Annotated in this window: 16 protein-coding genes, 1 tRNA gene and 1 pseudogene; 6 read left to right on the plus strand and 12 right to left on the minus strand. The window is 68.8% G+C overall.

The window, feature by feature from the left end:
* Positions 1-111: 111 nt before the first annotated feature.
* From AC1DKV_RS25645 to gloB, 3 genes are all read right to left on the minus strand, one after another.
* Complete coding sequence (locus AC1DKV_RS25645) at positions 112-2,004, minus strand: propionate--CoA ligase (RefSeq protein WP_477138305.1); 1,893 nt, start codon at positions 2,002-2,004, stop codon at positions 112-114.
* A 236-nt stretch (positions 2,005-2,240) separates the two neighbouring features.
* Positions 2,241-3,908, minus strand: a complete 1,668-nt coding sequence (locus AC1DKV_RS25650) for a transglycosylase SLT domain-containing protein (RefSeq protein WP_477138306.1) — start codon at positions 3,906-3,908, stop codon at positions 2,241-2,243.
* A 158-nt stretch (positions 3,909-4,066) separates the two neighbouring features.
* Positions 4,067-4,870: a hydroxyacylglutathione hydrolase gene (gene gloB / locus AC1DKV_RS25655; RefSeq protein ID WP_441618245.1), complete on the minus strand. Its 804-nt coding sequence runs from the start codon at positions 4,868-4,870 to the stop codon at positions 4,067-4,069.
* 10 nt (positions 4,871-4,880) lie between these two features.
* On the opposite strand from gloB, the gene AC1DKV_RS25660 reads away from it, so the two are divergent.
* From AC1DKV_RS25660 to AC1DKV_RS25680, 5 genes are all read left to right on the plus strand, one after another.
* Positions 4,881-5,672 carry a class I SAM-dependent methyltransferase gene (locus AC1DKV_RS25660; RefSeq protein ID WP_477138307.1) on the plus strand — a complete coding sequence of 264 codons (792 nt, stop codon included), beginning with the start codon at positions 4,881-4,883 and terminating at the stop codon, positions 5,670-5,672.
* An 82-nt stretch (positions 5,673-5,754) separates the two neighbouring features.
* A complete protein-coding gene (gene rnhA, locus AC1DKV_RS25665; RefSeq protein ID WP_441618389.1) occupies positions 5,755-6,192 on the plus strand; it encodes a ribonuclease HI in 438 nt (145 codons plus the stop codon).
* Positions 6,193-6,254: 62 nt separating this feature from the next.
* Positions 6,255-6,992, plus strand: a complete 738-nt coding sequence (dnaQ, locus tag AC1DKV_RS25670) for a DNA polymerase III subunit epsilon (RefSeq protein WP_477138308.1) — start codon at positions 6,255-6,257, stop codon at positions 6,990-6,992.
* Positions 6,993-7,135: 143 nt separating this feature from the next.
* Positions 7,136-7,210 (plus strand) — tRNA-Val (locus tag AC1DKV_RS25675).
* Positions 7,211-7,445: 235 nt separating this feature from the next.
* Positions 7,446-7,769: a hypothetical protein gene (locus AC1DKV_RS25680; protein WP_441618239.1), complete on the plus strand. Its 324-nt coding sequence runs from the start codon at positions 7,446-7,448 to the stop codon at positions 7,767-7,769.
* 43 nt (positions 7,770-7,812) lie between these two features.
* On the opposite strand, the gene AC1DKV_RS25685 is transcribed toward AC1DKV_RS25680, so the two are convergent.
* From AC1DKV_RS25685 to AC1DKV_RS25710, 6 genes are all read right to left on the minus strand, one after another.
* A complete protein-coding gene (locus AC1DKV_RS25685; RefSeq protein WP_477138309.1) occupies positions 7,813-8,631 on the minus strand; it encodes an IclR family transcriptional regulator in 819 nt (272 codons plus the stop codon).
* A 150-nt stretch (positions 8,632-8,781) separates the two neighbouring features.
* Positions 8,782-9,609, minus strand: a complete 828-nt coding sequence (locus AC1DKV_RS25690) for an SRPBCC family protein (RefSeq protein WP_441618235.1) — start codon at positions 9,607-9,609, stop codon at positions 8,782-8,784.
* Positions 9,599-10,075 (minus strand): (2Fe-2S)-binding protein, encoded by a 477-nt coding sequence (locus AC1DKV_RS25695; protein WP_441618233.1) that lies wholly within the window; start codon positions 10,073-10,075, stop codon positions 9,599-9,601. The genes AC1DKV_RS25690 and AC1DKV_RS25695 overlap by 11 nt, the downstream gene beginning before the upstream one ends.
* A gap of 9 nt (positions 10,076-10,084) precedes the next feature.
* Positions 10,085-10,951, minus strand: a complete 867-nt coding sequence (locus AC1DKV_RS25700; protein WP_477138310.1) for an FAD binding domain-containing protein — start codon at positions 10,949-10,951, stop codon at positions 10,085-10,087.
* Positions 10,944-13,250, minus strand: coding sequence for a xanthine dehydrogenase family protein molybdopterin-binding subunit (locus AC1DKV_RS25705; protein WP_477138311.1), 2,307 nt, complete (start codon positions 13,248-13,250; stop codon positions 10,944-10,946). The genes AC1DKV_RS25700 and AC1DKV_RS25705 overlap by 8 nt, the downstream gene beginning before the upstream one ends.
* An 84-nt stretch (positions 13,251-13,334) precedes the next feature.
* Positions 13,335-14,324: a Bug family tripartite tricarboxylate transporter substrate binding protein gene (locus tag AC1DKV_RS25710; RefSeq protein WP_477138312.1), complete on the minus strand. Its 990-nt coding sequence runs from the start codon at positions 14,322-14,324 to the stop codon at positions 13,335-13,337.
* Positions 14,325-14,633: 309 nt separating this feature from the next.
* On the opposite strand from AC1DKV_RS25710, the gene AC1DKV_RS25715 reads away from it, so the two are divergent.
* The gene (locus tag AC1DKV_RS25715; RefSeq protein WP_441618387.1) at positions 14,634-15,203 is read left to right on the plus strand and encodes a MarR family winged helix-turn-helix transcriptional regulator; all 570 of its coding nucleotides are present in this window, start codon (positions 14,634-14,636) and stop codon (positions 15,201-15,203) included.
* Between the two features lie 54 nt (positions 15,204-15,257).
* Here AC1DKV_RS25715 and AC1DKV_RS25720 read toward each other — a convergent pair whose 3' ends face one another.
* The 3 genes and pseudogenes from AC1DKV_RS25720 to AC1DKV_RS25730 all read right to left on the minus strand — a co-directional run.
* Positions 15,258-16,568: an MFS transporter gene (locus AC1DKV_RS25720; RefSeq protein ID WP_477138315.1), complete on the minus strand. Its 1,311-nt coding sequence runs from the start codon at positions 16,566-16,568 to the stop codon at positions 15,258-15,260.
* A 232-nt stretch (positions 16,569-16,800) separates the two neighbouring features.
* Complete coding sequence (locus AC1DKV_RS25725) at positions 16,801-17,757, minus strand: PDR/VanB family oxidoreductase (protein ID WP_477138313.1); 957 nt, start codon at positions 17,755-17,757, stop codon at positions 16,801-16,803.
* A gap of 133 nt (positions 17,758-17,890) precedes the next feature.
* Positions 17,891-18,043 (minus strand): annotated as a pseudogene (locus tag AC1DKV_RS25730) (VOC family protein); the annotation flags it as partial.

Raw genomic sequence — 18,043 nt, forward strand, 5'->3', positions numbered from 1 at the left:
TTAAATATTTTATGCTTAAAATATTAGTCCGCATGGCGGCGGCTGGCAAGCACAATCTCTGCGGCGGCGCAGCGGCGGCCCCGCCAGCCGGGGCCGCCGCCCTTCTTCTCCTCAGCCCTGCATCGCCGCCCGCAACTGGGCCAGCGCGGTCGGGTCCTCGATGGTGGTGAGGTCGCCCGGGTCGCGGCCCTSCGCCACGGCCTGCATGRCGCGCCGCAGCAGCTTGCCCGAGCGGGTCTTGGGCAGCGCGTTGACGAAGAACACCCGCGCCGGTCGCGCCACCGCGCCGAGCTGGCGGTCCACGGTCTTCATCACGTCGCCTTCCAGCGCCAGGYGGTCGGCCTGGGTAGCGGTGCGGCCCGCGTCGCGCGCAATGACGAAGGCCATCGCCACCTGGCCCTTGAGCGCATCCTGCACGCCCACGACCGCCACTTCGGCCACGGCCGGATGTGACGAAATACTCTCTTCGATCTCGCGTGTGCCGAGCCGGTGGCCAGCCACGTTGATCACGTCGTCGGTGCGGCCAAGGATGAAGATGTAGCCATCCTCGTCCTGCACGCCCCAGTCGAACGTGGAGTAGCAGCGGCGGCCCGGCACGCCGCTCCAGTAAGTCCGGACGAAGCGCTCGTCGTCGCCCMACACGGTGCTCAGGCATCCGGGCGGCAGCGGCCCGTCGATGGCGAGCACACCCTTCTGGCCCCGCGGGCACTCGGCGCCGGTGGCTTCGTCGACGATCTTCAGGTCGTAGCCGTACACCGGCACGCCGGGCGAGCCCAGCTTGGCCGGCAGCGGATCGATGCCGCGCTGGATCGCGATGATCGGCCAGCCGGTCTCGGTCTKCCAGTAGTTGTMCACCACCGGCTTGCCGATGCCCTGCTGGATCCAGCTCGCGGTGGKCTCGTCGAGCGGCTCGCCGGCCAGGAACAGCAGGCGCAGGCCGGACAGGTCGTAGCGCGTGAGCCAGGCGGGATCCTGCTTCTTGAGCACGCGGATCGCGGTGGGCGCGCTGAACATCAGGTTCACGCGGTACTGCTCCACCAGCTGCCAGAGGATGCCGCCGTCCGGGTACACCGGCGTGCCTTCGTACAGCAGCGTGGTCATGCCGGCCAGCAGCGGGCCGTAGACGATATAGCTGTGCCCCACCACCCAGCCGATATCGGAACTGGAGAACATGGTGTCACCAGGCTTGCCGCAGAAGATGTACTCCATCGACGTGGCCAGCGCCACGGCGTGGCCGCCGGTATCGCGCTGCACGCCCTTGGGCTTGCCGGTGGTGCCCGAGGTGTAGAGCACGTAGGACGGCTCGCTCGATTCCAGCCACGTACACGGCACCCGCGCCGCGCCCACGCGTTCGCGCCAGGCAGCGTAGTCTTCGTCGCGGCCGGCGACCAGCGTCATCGGGGCGAGCCGGCGGTCCACCATCAGCACGCGTTCCGGCTTGTAGGCGGCCAGTTGCAGGGCCTCGTCGAGCAGCGGCTTGTAGGGCACCACCTTGCCCGCGCGCGAGCCGGCATCGGCGCTGATCACCACGCGCGGCTGCGCGTCGTCGATGCGCGCGGCCAGGCTGACCGAAGCGAAGCCGCCGAACACCACCGAATGGATGGCGCCGATGCGCACGCAGGCCAGCATGGCGAACGCCGCCTCGGGAATCATCGGCATGTAGATCAGCACGCGATCGCCGCGGGCCACGCCCATCTGCTGCAGGATCGCCGCCATGCGGTTGACCTCGTCGTGCAGCTCCGCGTAGCTGTAGCTGCGGTGCTCGCCGGTCTCGGTGGACACGTAGACCAGCGCCGGCTGGCCGGCCCGCTCCGCCAGGTGGCGGTCCACGGCGTTGTGGCAGAGATTGGTGCGCCCGCCGGCGAACCAGCGGGTKAATGGCGCGCGGCTGTCGTCCAGCACCGTATCGAACGGCGTTTCCCATTCGATGCGGCGGGCCTGCTCGGCCYAGAAACCTGCGGGATCGCTCAAGGACCGGGCGTGCAGGGCACGGGTTGCCGTCATGGCTTGTCTCCTCCGCTTTGTCGCGGGTTGTCTGATTTCTGTGCCGGCAGCCGCTGGCCATCTCCGGATACCGGTGACGGGTCACCAGGCGCTGCCTGCCATTAGTTTGCCACCACCGGCGGCGCTTGCAGTCTGGCCACGCCGCCTTACGCAAGACTTACCGCGCGCCGCGCCGAAAAACAAAAAGGGCGTGCCAGCGGCACGCCCTTGATCCAGCACAAACCCGCGCCGTGCGATCAGTGCGCGCGCGCCTTGCCGGAGGCCTTGCCAGCCGCCTTGGTGCTGGCCTTGGCCGACGCCACCGCGGGCGCYGCCCTGGACGACGAGGCCCTGGCGGGCGCCTTGGCCGCCGCGGCTGCGCCCTTGCGCGGCGCGGCTTCCACCGTGACGCGCTGGCGCGCGCCATGGCCCCCGGCCGCGGCGTGCGCCGGCTCGGCGTGTACCGGCACCAGCGCGGACGCCGTCGACGGTTCGGCCGGTGCGCTGGCGAAGCGGYTGCGCGCCGGCACCATCAGCACCAGGCTCTGCCCCGACACCAGCTTGGTGCCGGACAGCTTGTTCCAGGACTGCACCTGGCCCTGCGACACGCCATAGCGGTGCGCCACCGACGCCACCGTATCGCGCCGCCCGGCGCGCACCACGATGCGGCGCGCATCCKGCACATCAGGCTCCACGGCCATCATCGCGCTGTCGGCCAGCGTGGCGCTGATGTCCTGGTTATGCTCGCCGGAACGCGGCACCACCACCGTMGAGCCGGCCTTTAGCCGCATGCCCTTGGGAATGCGGTTGATGTCGCGGATGGTGTCGGCATCGATATTGAGCCGCGCCGCCAGCGCTTCGATGCGCTCGCGGTTGTCCACCGTCACCGCGGTCCAGCTCGACAGGCCGCCCCGGTAGGTGTTCAGGTTGTACTGGAAGCGCTCGGCGTTATCGAACGGCAGCAGGATTTGCGGATTGGCCGCGCCGAGGATCACCGGCCGGTTGAAGGACGGGTTGAGCGCCTTGAATTCGTCGAGCGGCAGGTTGGCCAGCTTGGCGGCCAGCGTGACGTCGATATCGCGCGAGGTGGTCACCGTGACGAAATACGGGTGATCCGGGATGTCCGGCAACTTGACCCCGTACATCTGCGGATTGGCGATGATGTTCTTGACCGCCTGCAGCTTGGGCACGTAGTAGCGCGTCTCGTTGGGCATGTTCAGGCTGGCATAGTCGGTCGGCAACCCGCGCGCCTGGTTGCGCGCGATCGCGCGCGAGACCGCGCCCTCGCCCCAGTTGTAGGCGGCCAGCGCGAGCTGCCAGTCGCCGAACATGTCGTACAGCCGCGCCAGGTAGTCCAGCGCGGCGTCGGTCGAAGCCAGCACATCGCGCCGCTCGTCGCGGAACATGTTCTGCTTCAGGTTGTAGGTCTTGCCGGTGCTCGGGATKAACTGCCACATGCCGGCGGCCTTGGCGGTCGATTCCGCCTGCGGATTGAAGGCGCTCTCCACGAACGRCAGCAGCGCCAGCTCGGTGGGCATCTTGCGCCGTTCCAGCTCCTCGACGATGTGATACAGGTAGCGGCTCGAGCGCCCCACCATCCGTTCCATATAGTCCGGCCGCTGCGCGTACCACTGCGTGCGATCGTCAACCAGCGTGCCTTCCAGGTCGGGCATGCCGAACCCGCGGCGGATGCGGTCCCAGATGTCGCTCGACGGGCCACGCAGCCAGCCCAGGCTGTCGCTGTCCACGTTGATGACGGAGGCGCTGTTGATCGAGTTGAGCGGATCGGGCTTCGAGATAGCCGGCCTGGTAGCGGAGGCGGTCGGGGTGCCGCCGTCGGCGGCTTCAGGCGGGGTTGGCGTGCTGGCGCACGCTGCAAGCAGCGCGGCACACGCAAACACCACCAGTAATCGACCAATTTTCATTAAGTTCTCAAATCGTGACGCTAAAAATTTGCCTGATGCTAAAAAAATCCGGCTTTCGCGTCAATGAAATTCTCCCGGCCGCGGCGGCTGGCCGGCGCGGCAGGTAATGTATGCGACAAGCGCCGGCAGGCATCGGCCAGCCGCGCCTGCGCACGAAATCAGCGGAAATTATCCTTCCATCCGCGCAGCGCGCCGAAGGCCGCCGCGTCGTCGCTGGCCGGACCGCCGGCGTGGGCCGCCACGGCCTGGCGCACGTCCGGCTCGCGCGAGCGCAGGAAGGGATTGACCTCGCGCTCCTGCGCCACGGTGGTCGGCACGGTCGGCGTGCCGGCCGCGCGCAGCGCTTCCACGCGCGCGTCCCAGGCGGCCAGCGCCGCATTTCCCGGCTCCACCGCGCGGGCAAAGCGGACATTGCTGCGAGTGTACTCGTGCGCGCAGTACACCCGGGTATCGCCGGGCAGCGAGGCCAGCTTGTCCAGCGACGCCAGCATCTGCGCCGGCGAGCCCTCGAACAGGCGCCCGCAGCCGCTGGCGAACAGCGTATCCCCGCAGAACACGGCGGGCCCGGCGCCCGGCAGGTCGGCCACGTAGGCGACGTGGCCGGCGGTATGGCCCGGCACGTCCAGCACGCGCAGTCGCATGGCCGGATACGCCACGTCCACCGTGTCGCCTTCGCGCACGGCCACGGTACGCCCGTCGATGCGCTCGCCGGCCGGCCCGATCACCGGCATCGGCATGCCGTCCGGCGCGCTCGGGTGCGCCGCCAGCAGCCCGGCCACGCCACCCTGGTGATCGCCATGGTGGTGGGTGATTACAATAGCGCCCAGGACCAGCCCCCTGCCGGCCAGGAAGGCCTCGACCGGCGCGGCCTCGCCCGGGTCCACCACGGCGGCGCAGTGACCGTCGTGGATTGCCCAGATATAGTTATCCTGGAATGCGGAAATCGGCTCCACCTTCAACATGCGTGCTCCTATGTCCAAGCGTCCGATTATAAGTTGGGAAGACTGGCTTGCCTCGCCACCCGGGCAGTACATGCTGCAATGGGAACAGGCACAGTACGACCGGACCGTGGCGGACATCTTCGGCTAYCACGCCGTGCAGMTSGGCCTGCCMCATGTCGACACCCTGCGCGAGAACCGCATGCCGTTCTCCGCACTGGCGCTGGCGCCCGGCAGCGGCCCTCACRGCCCGCGCGCCCAGGTCGACGCGCGCCAGTTGCTGTGCCGCTTCGACGAACTGCCGTTCGCGACCCAGAGTATCGACCTCCTTACCCTGCCGCACATCCTGGAGTTTTCCGAAGACCCCCATGAAGTGCTGCGCGAGGTATCCCGCGTGCTGATGCCCGAAGGCCGCGTCGTGATCACCTGCTTCAATCCCATGAGCCTGTGGGGCGCGCGCCAGGGCCTCAAGCGGCTCGGCGCCGACCMGTTCCTGCCCAACGACAACCAGTCGATCGGCTTCGTGCGCATCAAGGACTGGCTCAAGCTGCTCGGTTTCGATATCATCCGCGGCCGCTTCGGCTGCTATTGCCCGCCGTACCGGACCGAACGCTGGCTGCAGCGCGCCGCCTTCATGGAGAAGGCCGGCGACCGCTGGTGGCCGATCTTCGGTTCCGTCTATATGATCTCTGCAGTCAAGCGCGTGCGCAATATCCGCCTGGTCGGCCCCGCCTGGAAAGCYACCAAGCCCGCGCTTTCGCCGGTCGCCGCGCCGGTGGCCACGCCCACCGGCACCCACGGCAAGGCCCCCGGCGACGAGCACTGAACGCCACCGCCTGCCCATCCAACAACCCGGCCGGCGCCCCCCGAGGCTGCCGGCCCCCAGCTGCGAATCCATGAGCAACGAAATCGAAGACGTCATCATCTATTCAGACGGCGCCTGCAAGGGCAATCCCGGCCGCGGCGGCTGGGGCGCGGTGCTGGTCGCCGGCGCCAACGAGAAGGAGCTGTTCGGCGGCGAGCAGAACACCACCAACAACCGCATGGAGATGACCGCCGTCATCGAAGCGCTGCGCGCCCTCAAGCGGCCGTGCCGCGTGGCCGTCTACACCGACTCCCAGTACGTGCAGAAAGGCATCGGCGAATGGCTGCCGGGCTGGAAGGCCCGTGGCTGGAAGACCGCCGACAAGAAACCGGTGAAGAATGCCGACCTCTGGCAGGAAATGGACAAGCTCGCCCAGGGACACGATATCTCCTGGCACTGGGTACGCGGCCACAACGGCCATCCCGGCAACGAGCGTGCCGACGCCCTCGCCAACCGCGGCGTGGCCTCCCTGCAGGGATAAGCAAGCGACAGGCGCCGCGGCCGCACGACGGCCGCCGCGCCTCACCGGTTAGAATGCCCGCCATGCGACAGATCGTTCTCGACACCGAAACCACCGGCCTCAACGCCGCCAGCGGCGACCGCCTGATTGAAATCGGCTGCGTGGAGCTGCTTAACCGCCGCCTCACGGGGCGGCACCTGCACTTCTACGTCAACCCCGAACGCGATATCGACGAAGGCGCGATCGCGGTGCACGGCATCACGGTGGACTTCCTGGCCGACAAGCCGAAGTTCGCCGAAGTCGTCCACGAGATCCGCGAGTTCGTCCAGGACGCCGAGCTGATCATCCACAACGCGCCCTTCGACCTTGGCTTCCTCGACATGGAATTCAAGCTGCTCGGGCTGCCGCCGTTCCGCGAGCACGCCGGCAGCGTGATCGACACCCTGCGCGAAGCCCGCCAGATGTTCCCCGGCAAGCGCAATTCGCTCGACGCGCTGTGCGATCGCCTCGGCGTCGGCAATTCGCACCGCACGCTGCACGGCGCACTGCTCGACGCGGAGCTGCTGGCCGAGGTCTACCTCGCCATGACGCGCGGCCAGAACTCGCTGGTGATCGACATGCTCGAAGGCGGCGGCGAGGAAAGCGGCGCGGTGGCGGCCGCCGACCTCTCCCGCCTGGCCCTGCCCGTGCTGATGGCCAGCGACGAGGAAGTCGACGCTCACCTCGGCGTGCTCAAGCAACTCGACAAGGCCAGCGGCGGCAAAGTGGTGTGGCAAGAGTCMGCGCAAGCCATCGCAGCCMCCGCCGCGCAAGCCGCGTAGGCCACGGCCCAAGCGCCGCGGCAGGCCCATGGATGCGCCGGACCACTTTTTTGAAGAAATTTCCAAGAAAGGGCTTTACAAKATACAGAGGTACCGGCATAATTTCGTTTCTCTGCAGCACKGCAGCAACAACGCAGCAGCAGGGGTGGTTAKCTCAGCGGTAGAGCACTGCCTTCACACGGCAGGGGTCACAGGTTCAATCCCTGTACCACCCACCAGAATTCGGTGAAGAACGAAGGACCTGAGGCGACAGCCCAGGTCCTTTTTTCTTTGGTGGCTCTTGATGGCACTGTGTGGCGCGTAATTGGCGCGTAATCCAGCACGCATCGCCGCCGCTTCCGTTTCCAGAAATCCCCCGCCCCGATTCAGAACTTTCCGCCTGAATCCCACCGCCGCCTCCCGTAAATCTGGAACCGTCGCGCCCAAGGCGCATATACGATGACGGTTCCCGCCATGAGAAGAATTTCACGATGGGTGAGCGCGGCCAGGTGGCTGCTGACGCTGGCGCTCGGCTTTGTCTGCGCCATCATGATCGCCGAGTTGTGGGCCGCCGCCTCCGCTCCCGCCCATGCCGACAGCGCGCAAGGTCCGTTCGCCGAATTGCGGGCCTACCGGGCCAGGGAATACTACGCGGCGGCCTGCGCGTTCGTTTTCGCCGCAGCCCTGTCCGCACTCTGGGCGCTGTGGGCCGCCAGCCGGGATCCCTGGTTGCGCTACCTTGCCGGTGCGCCCATCCTGGCGATCTGGGTACTGTCGATCCTCAATCGCGCGGGTTGAGCGGGTTGGCCGGTCGAGGCCACCCGCCACCGCACCTGCCGCTCTACAGCGCCAGCAACTCGCTTCTGGCCGGCCGGTAATCCAGCAGCCGCGACAATTCGGCCGCGGCTCCCCTCACCTGCTCCACCATGATGTCCAGTTTCTCCGGGTCGATGCGCGAGGCCGGGATGGTGGCGCCGAGCGCGGCCACCACCTTGCCGGTGCGGTCGCGCACCGGAGCGGCAATGGTGGAGATGCTGGTCTCGAAAAAGCCTTCCTGCAGGACGTAGCCCCGCTCGCGGTCGCGCTGGACCATGTCGAACAAGGCTTCCACGGTCTTGGGCGTGCTGTCGGAGAAGACTTCGAGCTGCGGCTCCGGATAGAGCACGCGCAGTTCGGCCAGCGTGAGGTCTTCGAGCAGCACGCGGCCGAGCACGGTGGCGTGCGCGGGCAGGCGCGTGCCGACGTTGACGGAGCTGGCGAACGGCGTCGGCGCGACGGACTTKGCGACATAGACGATGGAGCGGCCATCGCGCACCACCAGGTTGCAGGGATAGCTGATCTCGTCGCGCAGGCGGTCGAGCAGCGGGCGGCCGAGTTCGGTGAGTTCCAGCGAGGCGAKGTAGTCGAAGCCCAGGCGCAGTACCGCCATGCCCAGGCGAAACTCGCGGCCACCGTCGGTACGCTCGACAAAGCCCATCATCTCCAGCGTGGTGAGCAGGCGGAACACGGTGGAGCGCGGCACCTTGAGCCGGCGCGCCAGCTCGGCCGCCGACAGCGTCTTCTCGTGGCGGCTGAATTCGCCGAGCAGGCGCAGGCCGCGCTCGAGGCCCGGGACGATGTACTTGTCCTGCGGATCGGCAGGCTCGAGGGCGTCTGTCATGGTGTCGTCTGTGCGATTGGCGTGCTGTGGCATGGCGATATGGTAACGGCTTTGGCGCCGCGCCTGCTCCATGCCCGGCGCCGGGGCCACTTTGCCCGCCACGGCGCGCCAGTCGCCAGCCCCGCGCACGGAGCCGCCCGCGACACCGGCCTAGGGCTTCAGGTAGTCCCGCAACCACGCGGCACACTCGCCCGCGTGCTGCACCGGCCAGCGCACGGTGATGGTGGCGTCGGGCTGGCGCACCTCGATGCAGATGTCAGACAGCGGGCCGCGCTGCGCCGGTGCCGCKGCCGCCGCCGGCGAGAACAGGCGCGACCACCAACCGGCGCTGCCGTTGTGCGTGGCCTGCACGGCCCGGGCCGGACGCGCGGCCTGGTCCGCAGCCTGCCGTGCCGGCGCGGCCTCGGCCACCGGCACGGCGGACGTGGCCGCGGGCGCCGGCGGGACCGTGGCTGCCTGCCGTGCCGCCTGCTGTCCGGCGCCGGCCATGGCGGCCGCCGGGCTCGTCCCCTCGGCCCCCTCGGCCCCCTCAGCCGCCTCGAGCCGCGCGCAGAGATTGGCGCCGAACTCCTCCCACATCCGGTCGGCCTTGGTCTTCATCACGCTCAGGCCGAAGGTGCCGAGGCGCCCCAGCACGTCCACGCTGAGCTTGATGCGCAGCTCGGTCCCGCCGTCCGGCTGCGCGCTCAGGAACACTTCGCTGGACTGCCGCAGCGAGCTGGCCACGGAGGCGTCCTCGCCGGTGCCTTCGGTGCGCAGGTAGCCGGGCGCGCGCATCTCCACGATATTCGTCCTGAGGCGGAAGCGCGCGTTGATGAAGGCGATCTTCACCTGGATGACCGAGACGTACTCCACATCGCTGATCACATCGATCGACTGCATGCCGGGCACACAGCCGCCCATCACATTGGGATCGAGCAACAGCGCCCATACACGCGCCGGCGCTGCGCCGACGACCAGGGTTTTTTCAATTTCCACGCATCTTCTCCGCGGCGCACAGAATGGATTCGACGATGCCGACGTAACCGGTGCAGCGGCACAGGTTGCCGTTCAGGCCGGCGCGCACTTCCTCTTCTGTGGGATTGGGGTTGTGCGCCAGCATGGCGCAGGAGGTCATCAGGAATCCGGGGGTGCAGTAGCCGCACTGCAGGCCGCCGCATTCCATGAAGCTTTGCTGCAGCGGGTGCAGTTCGCCGCCGCTGGCCAGGCCCTCGACGGTGCTGACTTCGCGCCCGCGCGCATGCACGGCGAGCATCAGGCAGGACTTCACCGCTTCGCCGTCCACCAGCACGGTGCAGGCGCCGCAGATGCCGGTCTCGCAGCCGCGCTTGGTGCCGGTCAGGTTGAGGTCGTCGCGCAGCAGGTCGGAAAGCAGGCGCCGCGCGGGCGCCTCCACGCGGTGCGGCTCGCCGTTGACGCTCAGTTCGATGGTGATCTTTTTCATCAAGGCTCCTTAGTCCGTGGCCAGGCCGAACAGCGTCGCGATACTGCGCCGCGCCACCACGCGAACCATTTCGCGGCGATAGTGCGCATCGCCGCGCAGGTCGGATACCGGCTCGATATCGGCCGCGACGATGTCTGCCGCTTCGGCGGCGACCTCCGGCGTGACCGTCTTGCCGGCGAGGAAGGCCTCGGCGCGCCGCAGGCGCGCCGGGACCGGCGTGGAGGCGCCGACMGTCAGGCGCGCCTCCACGCAGGTGGCGCCGGCGCGGCGCGCCAGCAGCGCCACGMTGGCCAGCGGCCGGTGCTCGGCGGCGGTGCGCAGGAAGCGTGCATAGTGGCCGTGCGCATCGGGCGCGGGCGCCGGGACACGGATCTCCGTCACCAGTTCGTCGGGCGCCAGCGCGGTGGTGTAGTAGTCCACCAGGAAATCCTCCATCTCCAGCACGCGTTCGCCGCGGCTGCCGGCGAGCACGACCTGCGCCTGCAGCGCCATCAGGCAGCCCGGCGGGTCGGTGGCGGGATCGGCGTAGCAGAGGTTGCCGCCCAGCGTGCCCTGGTTGCGCACCTGCGGGTTGGCAACCCGTGCCGCCATGCTGGCGAGCATGGGGTAATGCGCCTGCACCAGCGGTGAACGCGCGACCTGCGCGTGCAGCGCCAGCGCGCCGATGCGCAGCCCGCCGCGCGGGTCGTAGTCGATCTGGCGCAGCGCATCGAGCCGGCCGAGCGAGACCACGTGCGACGGCGTCACCATGCGCTGGCGCATGCCCAGCATCAGCGCGGTGCCACCGGCCATCACCCGGCACTGGTCGCCGAGGTCGGCCAGCATGCGGCTGGCTTCCTGCACCGAGCCGGGTTCCAGGAACTCGAAATCACGCATGGCGTGCCTCCTCTTGCCGGCGCGCGCGCAGCGCGGCCAGCACCTTCTCCGGCGTGATCGGCAGCGAGCGGATGCGCACGCCCACGGCGTCGCAGACCGCATTGGCGATGGCCGCGGCACCCGGCAGGATGGCCGTCTCGCTGGCGCCCTTGGCGCCGTACGGGCCGTTGGGATCGTTGGATTCCACCACCTCGGTGCGCAGCGCGGGCACGGCGTCGGCGGTGGGCATGTTGTAGTCGGCGAAATTGCCGTTGAGGATGCGGCCGTCTTCGACCAGCAGGTGCTCGTACAGCGTCCAGCCGATGGCCTGCACCGTGGCGCCGTGCGTCTGGCCGTGCACGGCGAGCGGGTTGATGGCCTTGCCGCAGTCGTCGGAGACAAAGCTGTCGATGACCGTGACCTGCCCGGTCTGGGTATCCACCTCCACCTCGACGGCCTGCGCCGCGAAGGAATAGGCGGGCGCGATATTGCCGTAGTAGTCGGCGTCGTGCATCACCGTGGGCGCATCGTAGGTGGCGCGCACCATCAGCCCCTCGCCGCCGTGGCGGAAGATATGCAGGCGCGCGATCTCGGCCAGCGTGGCCTGCTTGCCGGCGTTCTCGCCATCGCCCGCGCACGCGCGGATCACGCCATCGGCGATCTCCAGCCGGTCACGCGGCACGCCGAGCTTTTCCGCGGCCACTGTCAGCAGCTTGAGCCGCGCTTCGCGCGCGGCGCGCAGCACCGCGTTGCCGGAGATGATGGTCACGCGCGACGCCAGCGAACCGAGGCAGAACGGCGCGGCGTCGGTGTCCGGCGCRGCCACGGTGACGTGCGCCAGGGGAATGCCCAGCTCCTGCGCGCAGATCTGGCTGAGCATGGTGTTGGCGCCCTGCCMCATGTCGCACTCGCTGGTCAGCAGCAGCACGCGGCCGTCCTCGTTGACCTTGAGCAAGATGGTGGAGCCGTCCCAGTTACCCAGCGTGCGGTTGCCGCTGACATGCATGGCCGCGGCGATGCCGAGCCCGCGCCGGCGCGGGCCGGTCTGCGCCGCGGCGGCGGCGCGGCGCGCGTCCCACCGGATCGCCTCGCGGGTCTGCTCCAGGCATTCGGCCAGGCCGCTGCTGCCGATCTTCCAGCCGTGCACGCTGGTATCGCCGGTACGGATGGCGTTGCGCTTGTGCACTTCGAAGGGATCCATGCCGAGCATGTCCGCCAGCACCGCAAGGTGACTGTTCAGCGGGAACAGCATCTGCTGCCCGCCGAAGCCGCGGAACGCGCCGCGCGGCTGCGTATTGGTGTAGGCCAGCACCGCATCGGAGCGCACGTTCTCCACCCGGTGCATATTGTCGCTGCGCATCGCGCTCACGTGCATCACGTCGCCGGCCAGTCCCGCGTAGGCGCCGCATTCCGCCGTGATGCGCACGTGCTTGGCGACGATCATCCCCTGTGCGTCGAGCCCCATCTTCAGCCATACCCGGGCCGGCACGCTCGAGCGCGCGCCGAGGAAATCTTCCAGGCGGCTGTTGACGAAGCGCACCGGCCGCTCCAGCCGGCTCGCCAGCAGCGCCGCGATCAGGCTGTTGTTCTCCTCCACGATCTTGGCGCCGAAACCGCCGCCGGTGACGGCCTGGATCACGCGGATGGTCGAGACCGGGCGGTCGAGCGCCTCGGCCAGCCGCGCGCGCGCCAGGAACACCGACTGCGTCGACGCCCACACCGTCAGGCGGCCGTTGCCATCCTGCGCCGCCACGGTGGCCATCGGCTCCAGGTAGCCGGGATATTGCGACTGCATGTCGTAGGTAGCCTCATGGACCACCGCGGCCCTGGCAAAGCCGGCCTCGATATCGCCGCGCTCGATATGCATCTCGTGCGCGATATTGCGGGTGCCCTGGTGCAGTTCGGGCGCGCCCTCGGCAAGCGCTGCGTCGGGCGTGAGGATGGCAGGCAGCTCTTCGTACTCCACGCGGATCAGGTCCAGCGCGTCGCGCGCGGTTTCCTCGTCGACCGCGGCGAGCGCCACAACCTCCTCACCCACGTAGCGCACCACGCCCGCGGCCAGGATGCGCTGCTCCTTGCGGTGCGGCCCCCACAGGCGCTTCGGCGTATCCGCGCCGGTCAGCACCAGCTTCACACCCGGCAGCGCGCGCGCCGCCGCGGTGTCGATGCGCACGATGCGCGCGTGCGGATGCGGGCTGCGCAGCACCTTGGCGTGCAGCATGCCGGCCTGCTTGATGTCGCCTGCATACACGGCCCTGCCCTGCACCTTTTCCCGCGCTGTCACCTGCGGCGTGGAGGTTCCCACTGTCGACGTACTCATGCCGACCTCCCTGATCTGAAATCCGAACAAAACGATGCGTGCACCGGCGCGCGCCTGCCGCCGGTGCGCACCGCCCGGGGGCAATCACTCGGCGGTGATGCCGAAATCCCTGATGACCTTGCCCAGCCGCTCGTAGTCGGAGGCGTTGACCTTCTCCAGCACGCCGGGCGCGCCGCCCACCGGCACCGCGCCGAAGGTGGCCATCTTCTCGGCGATGTCCGGCATCTTCACGATCTCATTGAGCTGATMGTTGAGCTGCCGGACGATGTCCGCCGGCGTGCCCCTGGGCGCCATCACGCCATGCCATGCGCCCACCACCACGTCCTTGTAGCCGAGCTMGGCAAGCGTCGGCACGTTCGGCAGCAGCGCAGAGCGCTTCGGATCGGTCACGGCCAGCGCGACCAGCTTGCCGGTGTTGATGTATTGCGCCACCGGGCCCAGCGTGACGTAGGCAAAGTTGACGTGCCCCGCCACCACGTCGTTGACCGCCGGCGCCACGCCGCGGTACGGCACGTGCTGGATCCTCACCCCGGCGGCGTGGTTGACCCACTCGCCCGCGATATGCATGGGCGAGCCGGCGCCGGGGCTCGCGTAGGTCAGCGGCTTGCCGGCCCTGGCCGCGGCCACCATCTCCTGCACGGTCTTGATGCCGGCGCCCGGATACGCCACCAGCAGCACGGTCTGCGTACCGGTCTGGATGACCGGGGTAAAGCCGTGCAGCGCGTCGTAGCTGGATGCGGGCGGCAGCTTCAGCACCATCGGCGCGGTGGTGAACGGGTTGGGCGTGAACAGCAGCGTATAGCCGTCGGCCGGCGCGCGCGCGACCATGGCGTTGCCCACCACGCCGCCCGCGCCCGGCTTGTTCTCCACGATGACCGGCTGCTTGAGTCGCACCGACAGCTTCTCGGCATACATCCGCGCCATGGAATCGGTATCACCGCCTGGTGGATAGGCCACCACGATCGTGACCGGCTTGACGGGATAGGCGGCCTGCGCGAGCGGGCCGCCCCCCAGGGCGACAAAGGGCAGCGCAGCGATGGCCGCGGCAAGGATGTGACGTCGGGCAGGTTTCATCTATGGCTCCTGTGGGGGCGCTCCAGGTCCGCGTMGAGTGGCCGCGGGGAGACAGGTTGGGGTCGGCGGACGATGGGAACGCCTTCGCTTTTGCGTTTTATTGGTGAAACATAGATTTACATCAGGAACATACACAACATCGTAGAATACGTTTGTTGATGACTCAACTTACGCTAAACCCCAATTGACACACGCGCKTTTACTTATGTTTATTTCGTCGCGAAATCGACCGCGAAGACGTGGCGCAAGCGCGTCATGAGACAATCAGCCTCCACATCACATGCCGCCATGCGGCACATCCCGAACGACATGGATCCCATCAAGCGCGAAGCCGGCCACGCGGAGGACGCCGCCGCGCGTGCCCGCACTGATTGCCCGTGGGCCGAGCTGGACGAGAACGGCAGCGGCCTGGTCGTMGACGACTTCCTGACCACCATGCTGAGCCAGCTGGTCAACGCCCTGCGGCGCACCGTAACCCTGCCCTACGCGGAAAAATTCGAATTGAGCGTGCCGGAATGGCGCGTGCTGGCGCTGCTGGCGCATGCGCGGCCGCTGCCGTTTGCCGAGCTCGTGCTGCAGTCCACCTCGGACAAGGCGCTGGTCAGCCGCACGTTGCGGCTGCTGGAAGGCCGCGGGCTGGTGCAACTGGATTCGGAGGGCAATACGCCGCGCAAGAAGCTGATCTGCAGCATCACGCCGGCGGGGCTGGCATTGCACGAGCAGGTGATGCCGCTGGCCAGGAAGAGCCAGGCKGAGGTGATACGGCTGCTGGAGCCGGGAGAACGCCGGGCGATGTACCAGGCGCTGAGAAAGCTGCACGGGCTGTGCGTKACGCCGCGCCAGGCAGGCGGCGACGGCAGCGGCGGCGAAGGCGAATAGCGCGGGCGCACAGGGCGCCCGCCGGGCCGCCGGAGCCGGGGCCGCCCCCCGGCCTCAGGCCTCCAGTTGCTCCAGCACCTTGCCCTTGGTCTCGATGCCGAGGAAGTGAATGGTCAGCGCCGCCGCGAACGGGACCAGCGCCAGCGCGTAGAAGGCGCTGCTAAGGTCGCCGGTGCYGATGGTGTTGGCGATCAGCGTGGGCGCGAAGATCGCGGCCAGCTTCAGCCACGCGCCGCCCAGGCCGCAGCCCATGGCGCGCACGCTGGTGGGATACAGCTCCGGCGTGTACACGTAGGCGGTGATGAAGCCGCTGGCCAGGAAGCCGAGCGACAGCGCGCATAGCGTGGCCACCACGTACACCGACTCGGCGTGGAACACACCCGCCAGCGCCAGCGACAACGCGCATAGCACGAACGACACATTGATCACCGGCTTGCGGCCAACCTTGTCGACCACCATCGCGCATACCAGCGAGCCGACCACGCCAAGCACCGATGCGCCCGCCGCCAGGTTCAGCGCCAGCTGCAGCGGCGCGTGATAGACCGTCTTGTAGATGGTCGGCAGCCATGTCGACAGGCCGTACTKGATAAAGCCGCAGGTGGCCCACAGCATCCACACCGCCAGCGTGCGGCCGATATAGGCCTTGCCCAGCAGGTCGCGCACGCCGCGGCGCGGGTGCTTGTGCGTCAGCGCGTCATAGGCGGCCACATCGCCCAGCGGCGGCAGCGGCCCGCGGGCCCGGGCCTCGAAGGCGGCCAGCGCCTGGTCGGCTTCGGCCAGGCGGCCCTTCTCCGCCAGCCAGCGCGGCGACTCCGGGATCGCGCGGCGCAGGATGAAGAACAGGACGATGGGCGCGCCGCCGATGAAATACATCACGGTCCAGCCGAAGCGCGGCACCAGCCAGGCGCCGGCCACGTTGGAKATCAGCAGGCCGATCGGGAACACCACTTCGTAGAGCAGCACGAAGCGCCCGCGGCCGTGCGCGCGCGTGACCTCGTTGATATAGGTGGCGGCCACCGGCAGCTCGCCACCCAGGCCAAGGCCCTGCACGATGCGCAGCAAGGCGAAGATCTCGAACGACGGCGCGAAGCCGCAGGCGATGCTCATCAGCCCGATGATGCCCGCACTCCAGCCGATCGAGCGCAGGCGGCCGAAGCGCTCCGCCAGCGCGGGAAACAGCAGCGCGCCGACCAGCTGCCCCACCGACGGCGCCGCGATCAGGAAGCCGATCTGGCCCGGCGTGAGCGACCATGCGGAGATCAGCAGTGGCAGCGTGGCGGCGATCGCGATCACGTCGAAGCCGTCGAAAAACGTGGCCAGTCCGATCAGCAGCCGCGCGCGGATATGCATGCCGTTGCCGGGCATGCGCTCGATGCGCGCGATGATCTCGCCGTGGGTCGCGGTGCGCGCGCCGCCGTCAGCGGCGACGGTGGTGGCCTGGAATGGGGTGCCCTGTGCGCCGGCATTGGCCGGCGCAGCCTCTTGTCTCTKGATCAACACGGTGTTTCTCTTCAAAAGTGTCCGAGGCAGGCAGCCGCCTCGCGCTGGCGCCGCAGGCGCCGCCGGGCGCGCCGCGTTGCGCGGCGCGCGGGCCATCTTATAAGTCCAGGACCAGGCGCCGGCCCTTGCAGCCGGACACGCACACCATCATGGTCTTGTTCGAATCACGCTCGCCCTTGCTCAGCACGCTGTCGCGATGCTCGGGAATGCCGTCGATCACGCGCGTCTCGCACGAACCGCACACACCTTCCCTGCAGCTGTGCTCGACGGCGATGCCGGCTTCGAGCAATGCATCCAGCAGCGACTTGCCCGCAGGCACCGTCAGCTCGCCGCCGGTGGCGGCCAGCGTCACGGTGTACTCGCCTTCCTGCACCGCCGCCACCGAGGGGTCCGMGGCAAAGCGTTCGATATGCACTTCGGTGTAGCCATGGCCGGCGCAGGCAGCCTCGAACCCATTGAGCATCGCGCCCGGGCCGCAGCAGTAGAAATGCGTGGAGGCCGCCTGTCCGGCCAGCAGCGCAGGCAGGTCCGGCGGGCAGCCGGCCTCGTCGTCGAAGTGCATGCGCACCGCGTCGCCATAGGCAGCCAGCTCATCGGCAAAGGCCGCCTCGGCCCGCGAGCGCGCGCAGTAGTACAGCGTGAAGGGCCGGCCAAGCTGGTGCAGGCGCCGCGCCATGCAGACGATCGGCGTCACGCCGATGCCGCCGGCCACCAGCACGCTGTGCGGCGCGTTCTCTTCGAGGGCGAAGTGGTTGCGCGGCGCCGCCACGGCCAGCGTGGTCCCCACGCGCAACTGCTCGTGCACATAGCGCGAGCCGCCGCGACTGGCGCGGTCGTTGAGCACGCCCACCACGTAGCGGTCGCGCACTTMCGGGGCCCCGCACAGCGAGTAGCTGCGCACCAGGCCATTGCCCAGGTGCAGGTCGATATGCGCACCGGGCGCGAACGCCGGCAGCTCGCGCCCGTCAGGGTCGCGCAACTCCACGCTGACGATGCCGCGCGCCTCGAAGCGCATGGCCTGCACGCGCAGGGTCAGGGATTGGCTGGTACTCATGGCACTTCCTTGTATTGCCCGGTGCGGCTCGCGCCGCACCGTATTGCCTTGCGGGGGCATGTCTCGTCCTGGCTGACTTCGACTTGCCTGTCTTCGTGGTCTTGCCCTGTCGTGGCCGGGGCGATGCTGCTGCTCAGYGCTTCTCGGTCAGGAACTTGCCTTGCGGGCCGCCCGCGTTCTTCTGCCGGCGCGTGTTGCCGTCCAGGCCGCCCTCGACCGCCCACTCGGCGAACATGGTCGGGCCCGGCTCGAAGTCGCGCGGTTCCCAGTGCGCATCGAGCTGGTC

It is taken from the genome of Cupriavidus sp. 05T41 (genome assembly GCF_056396525.1).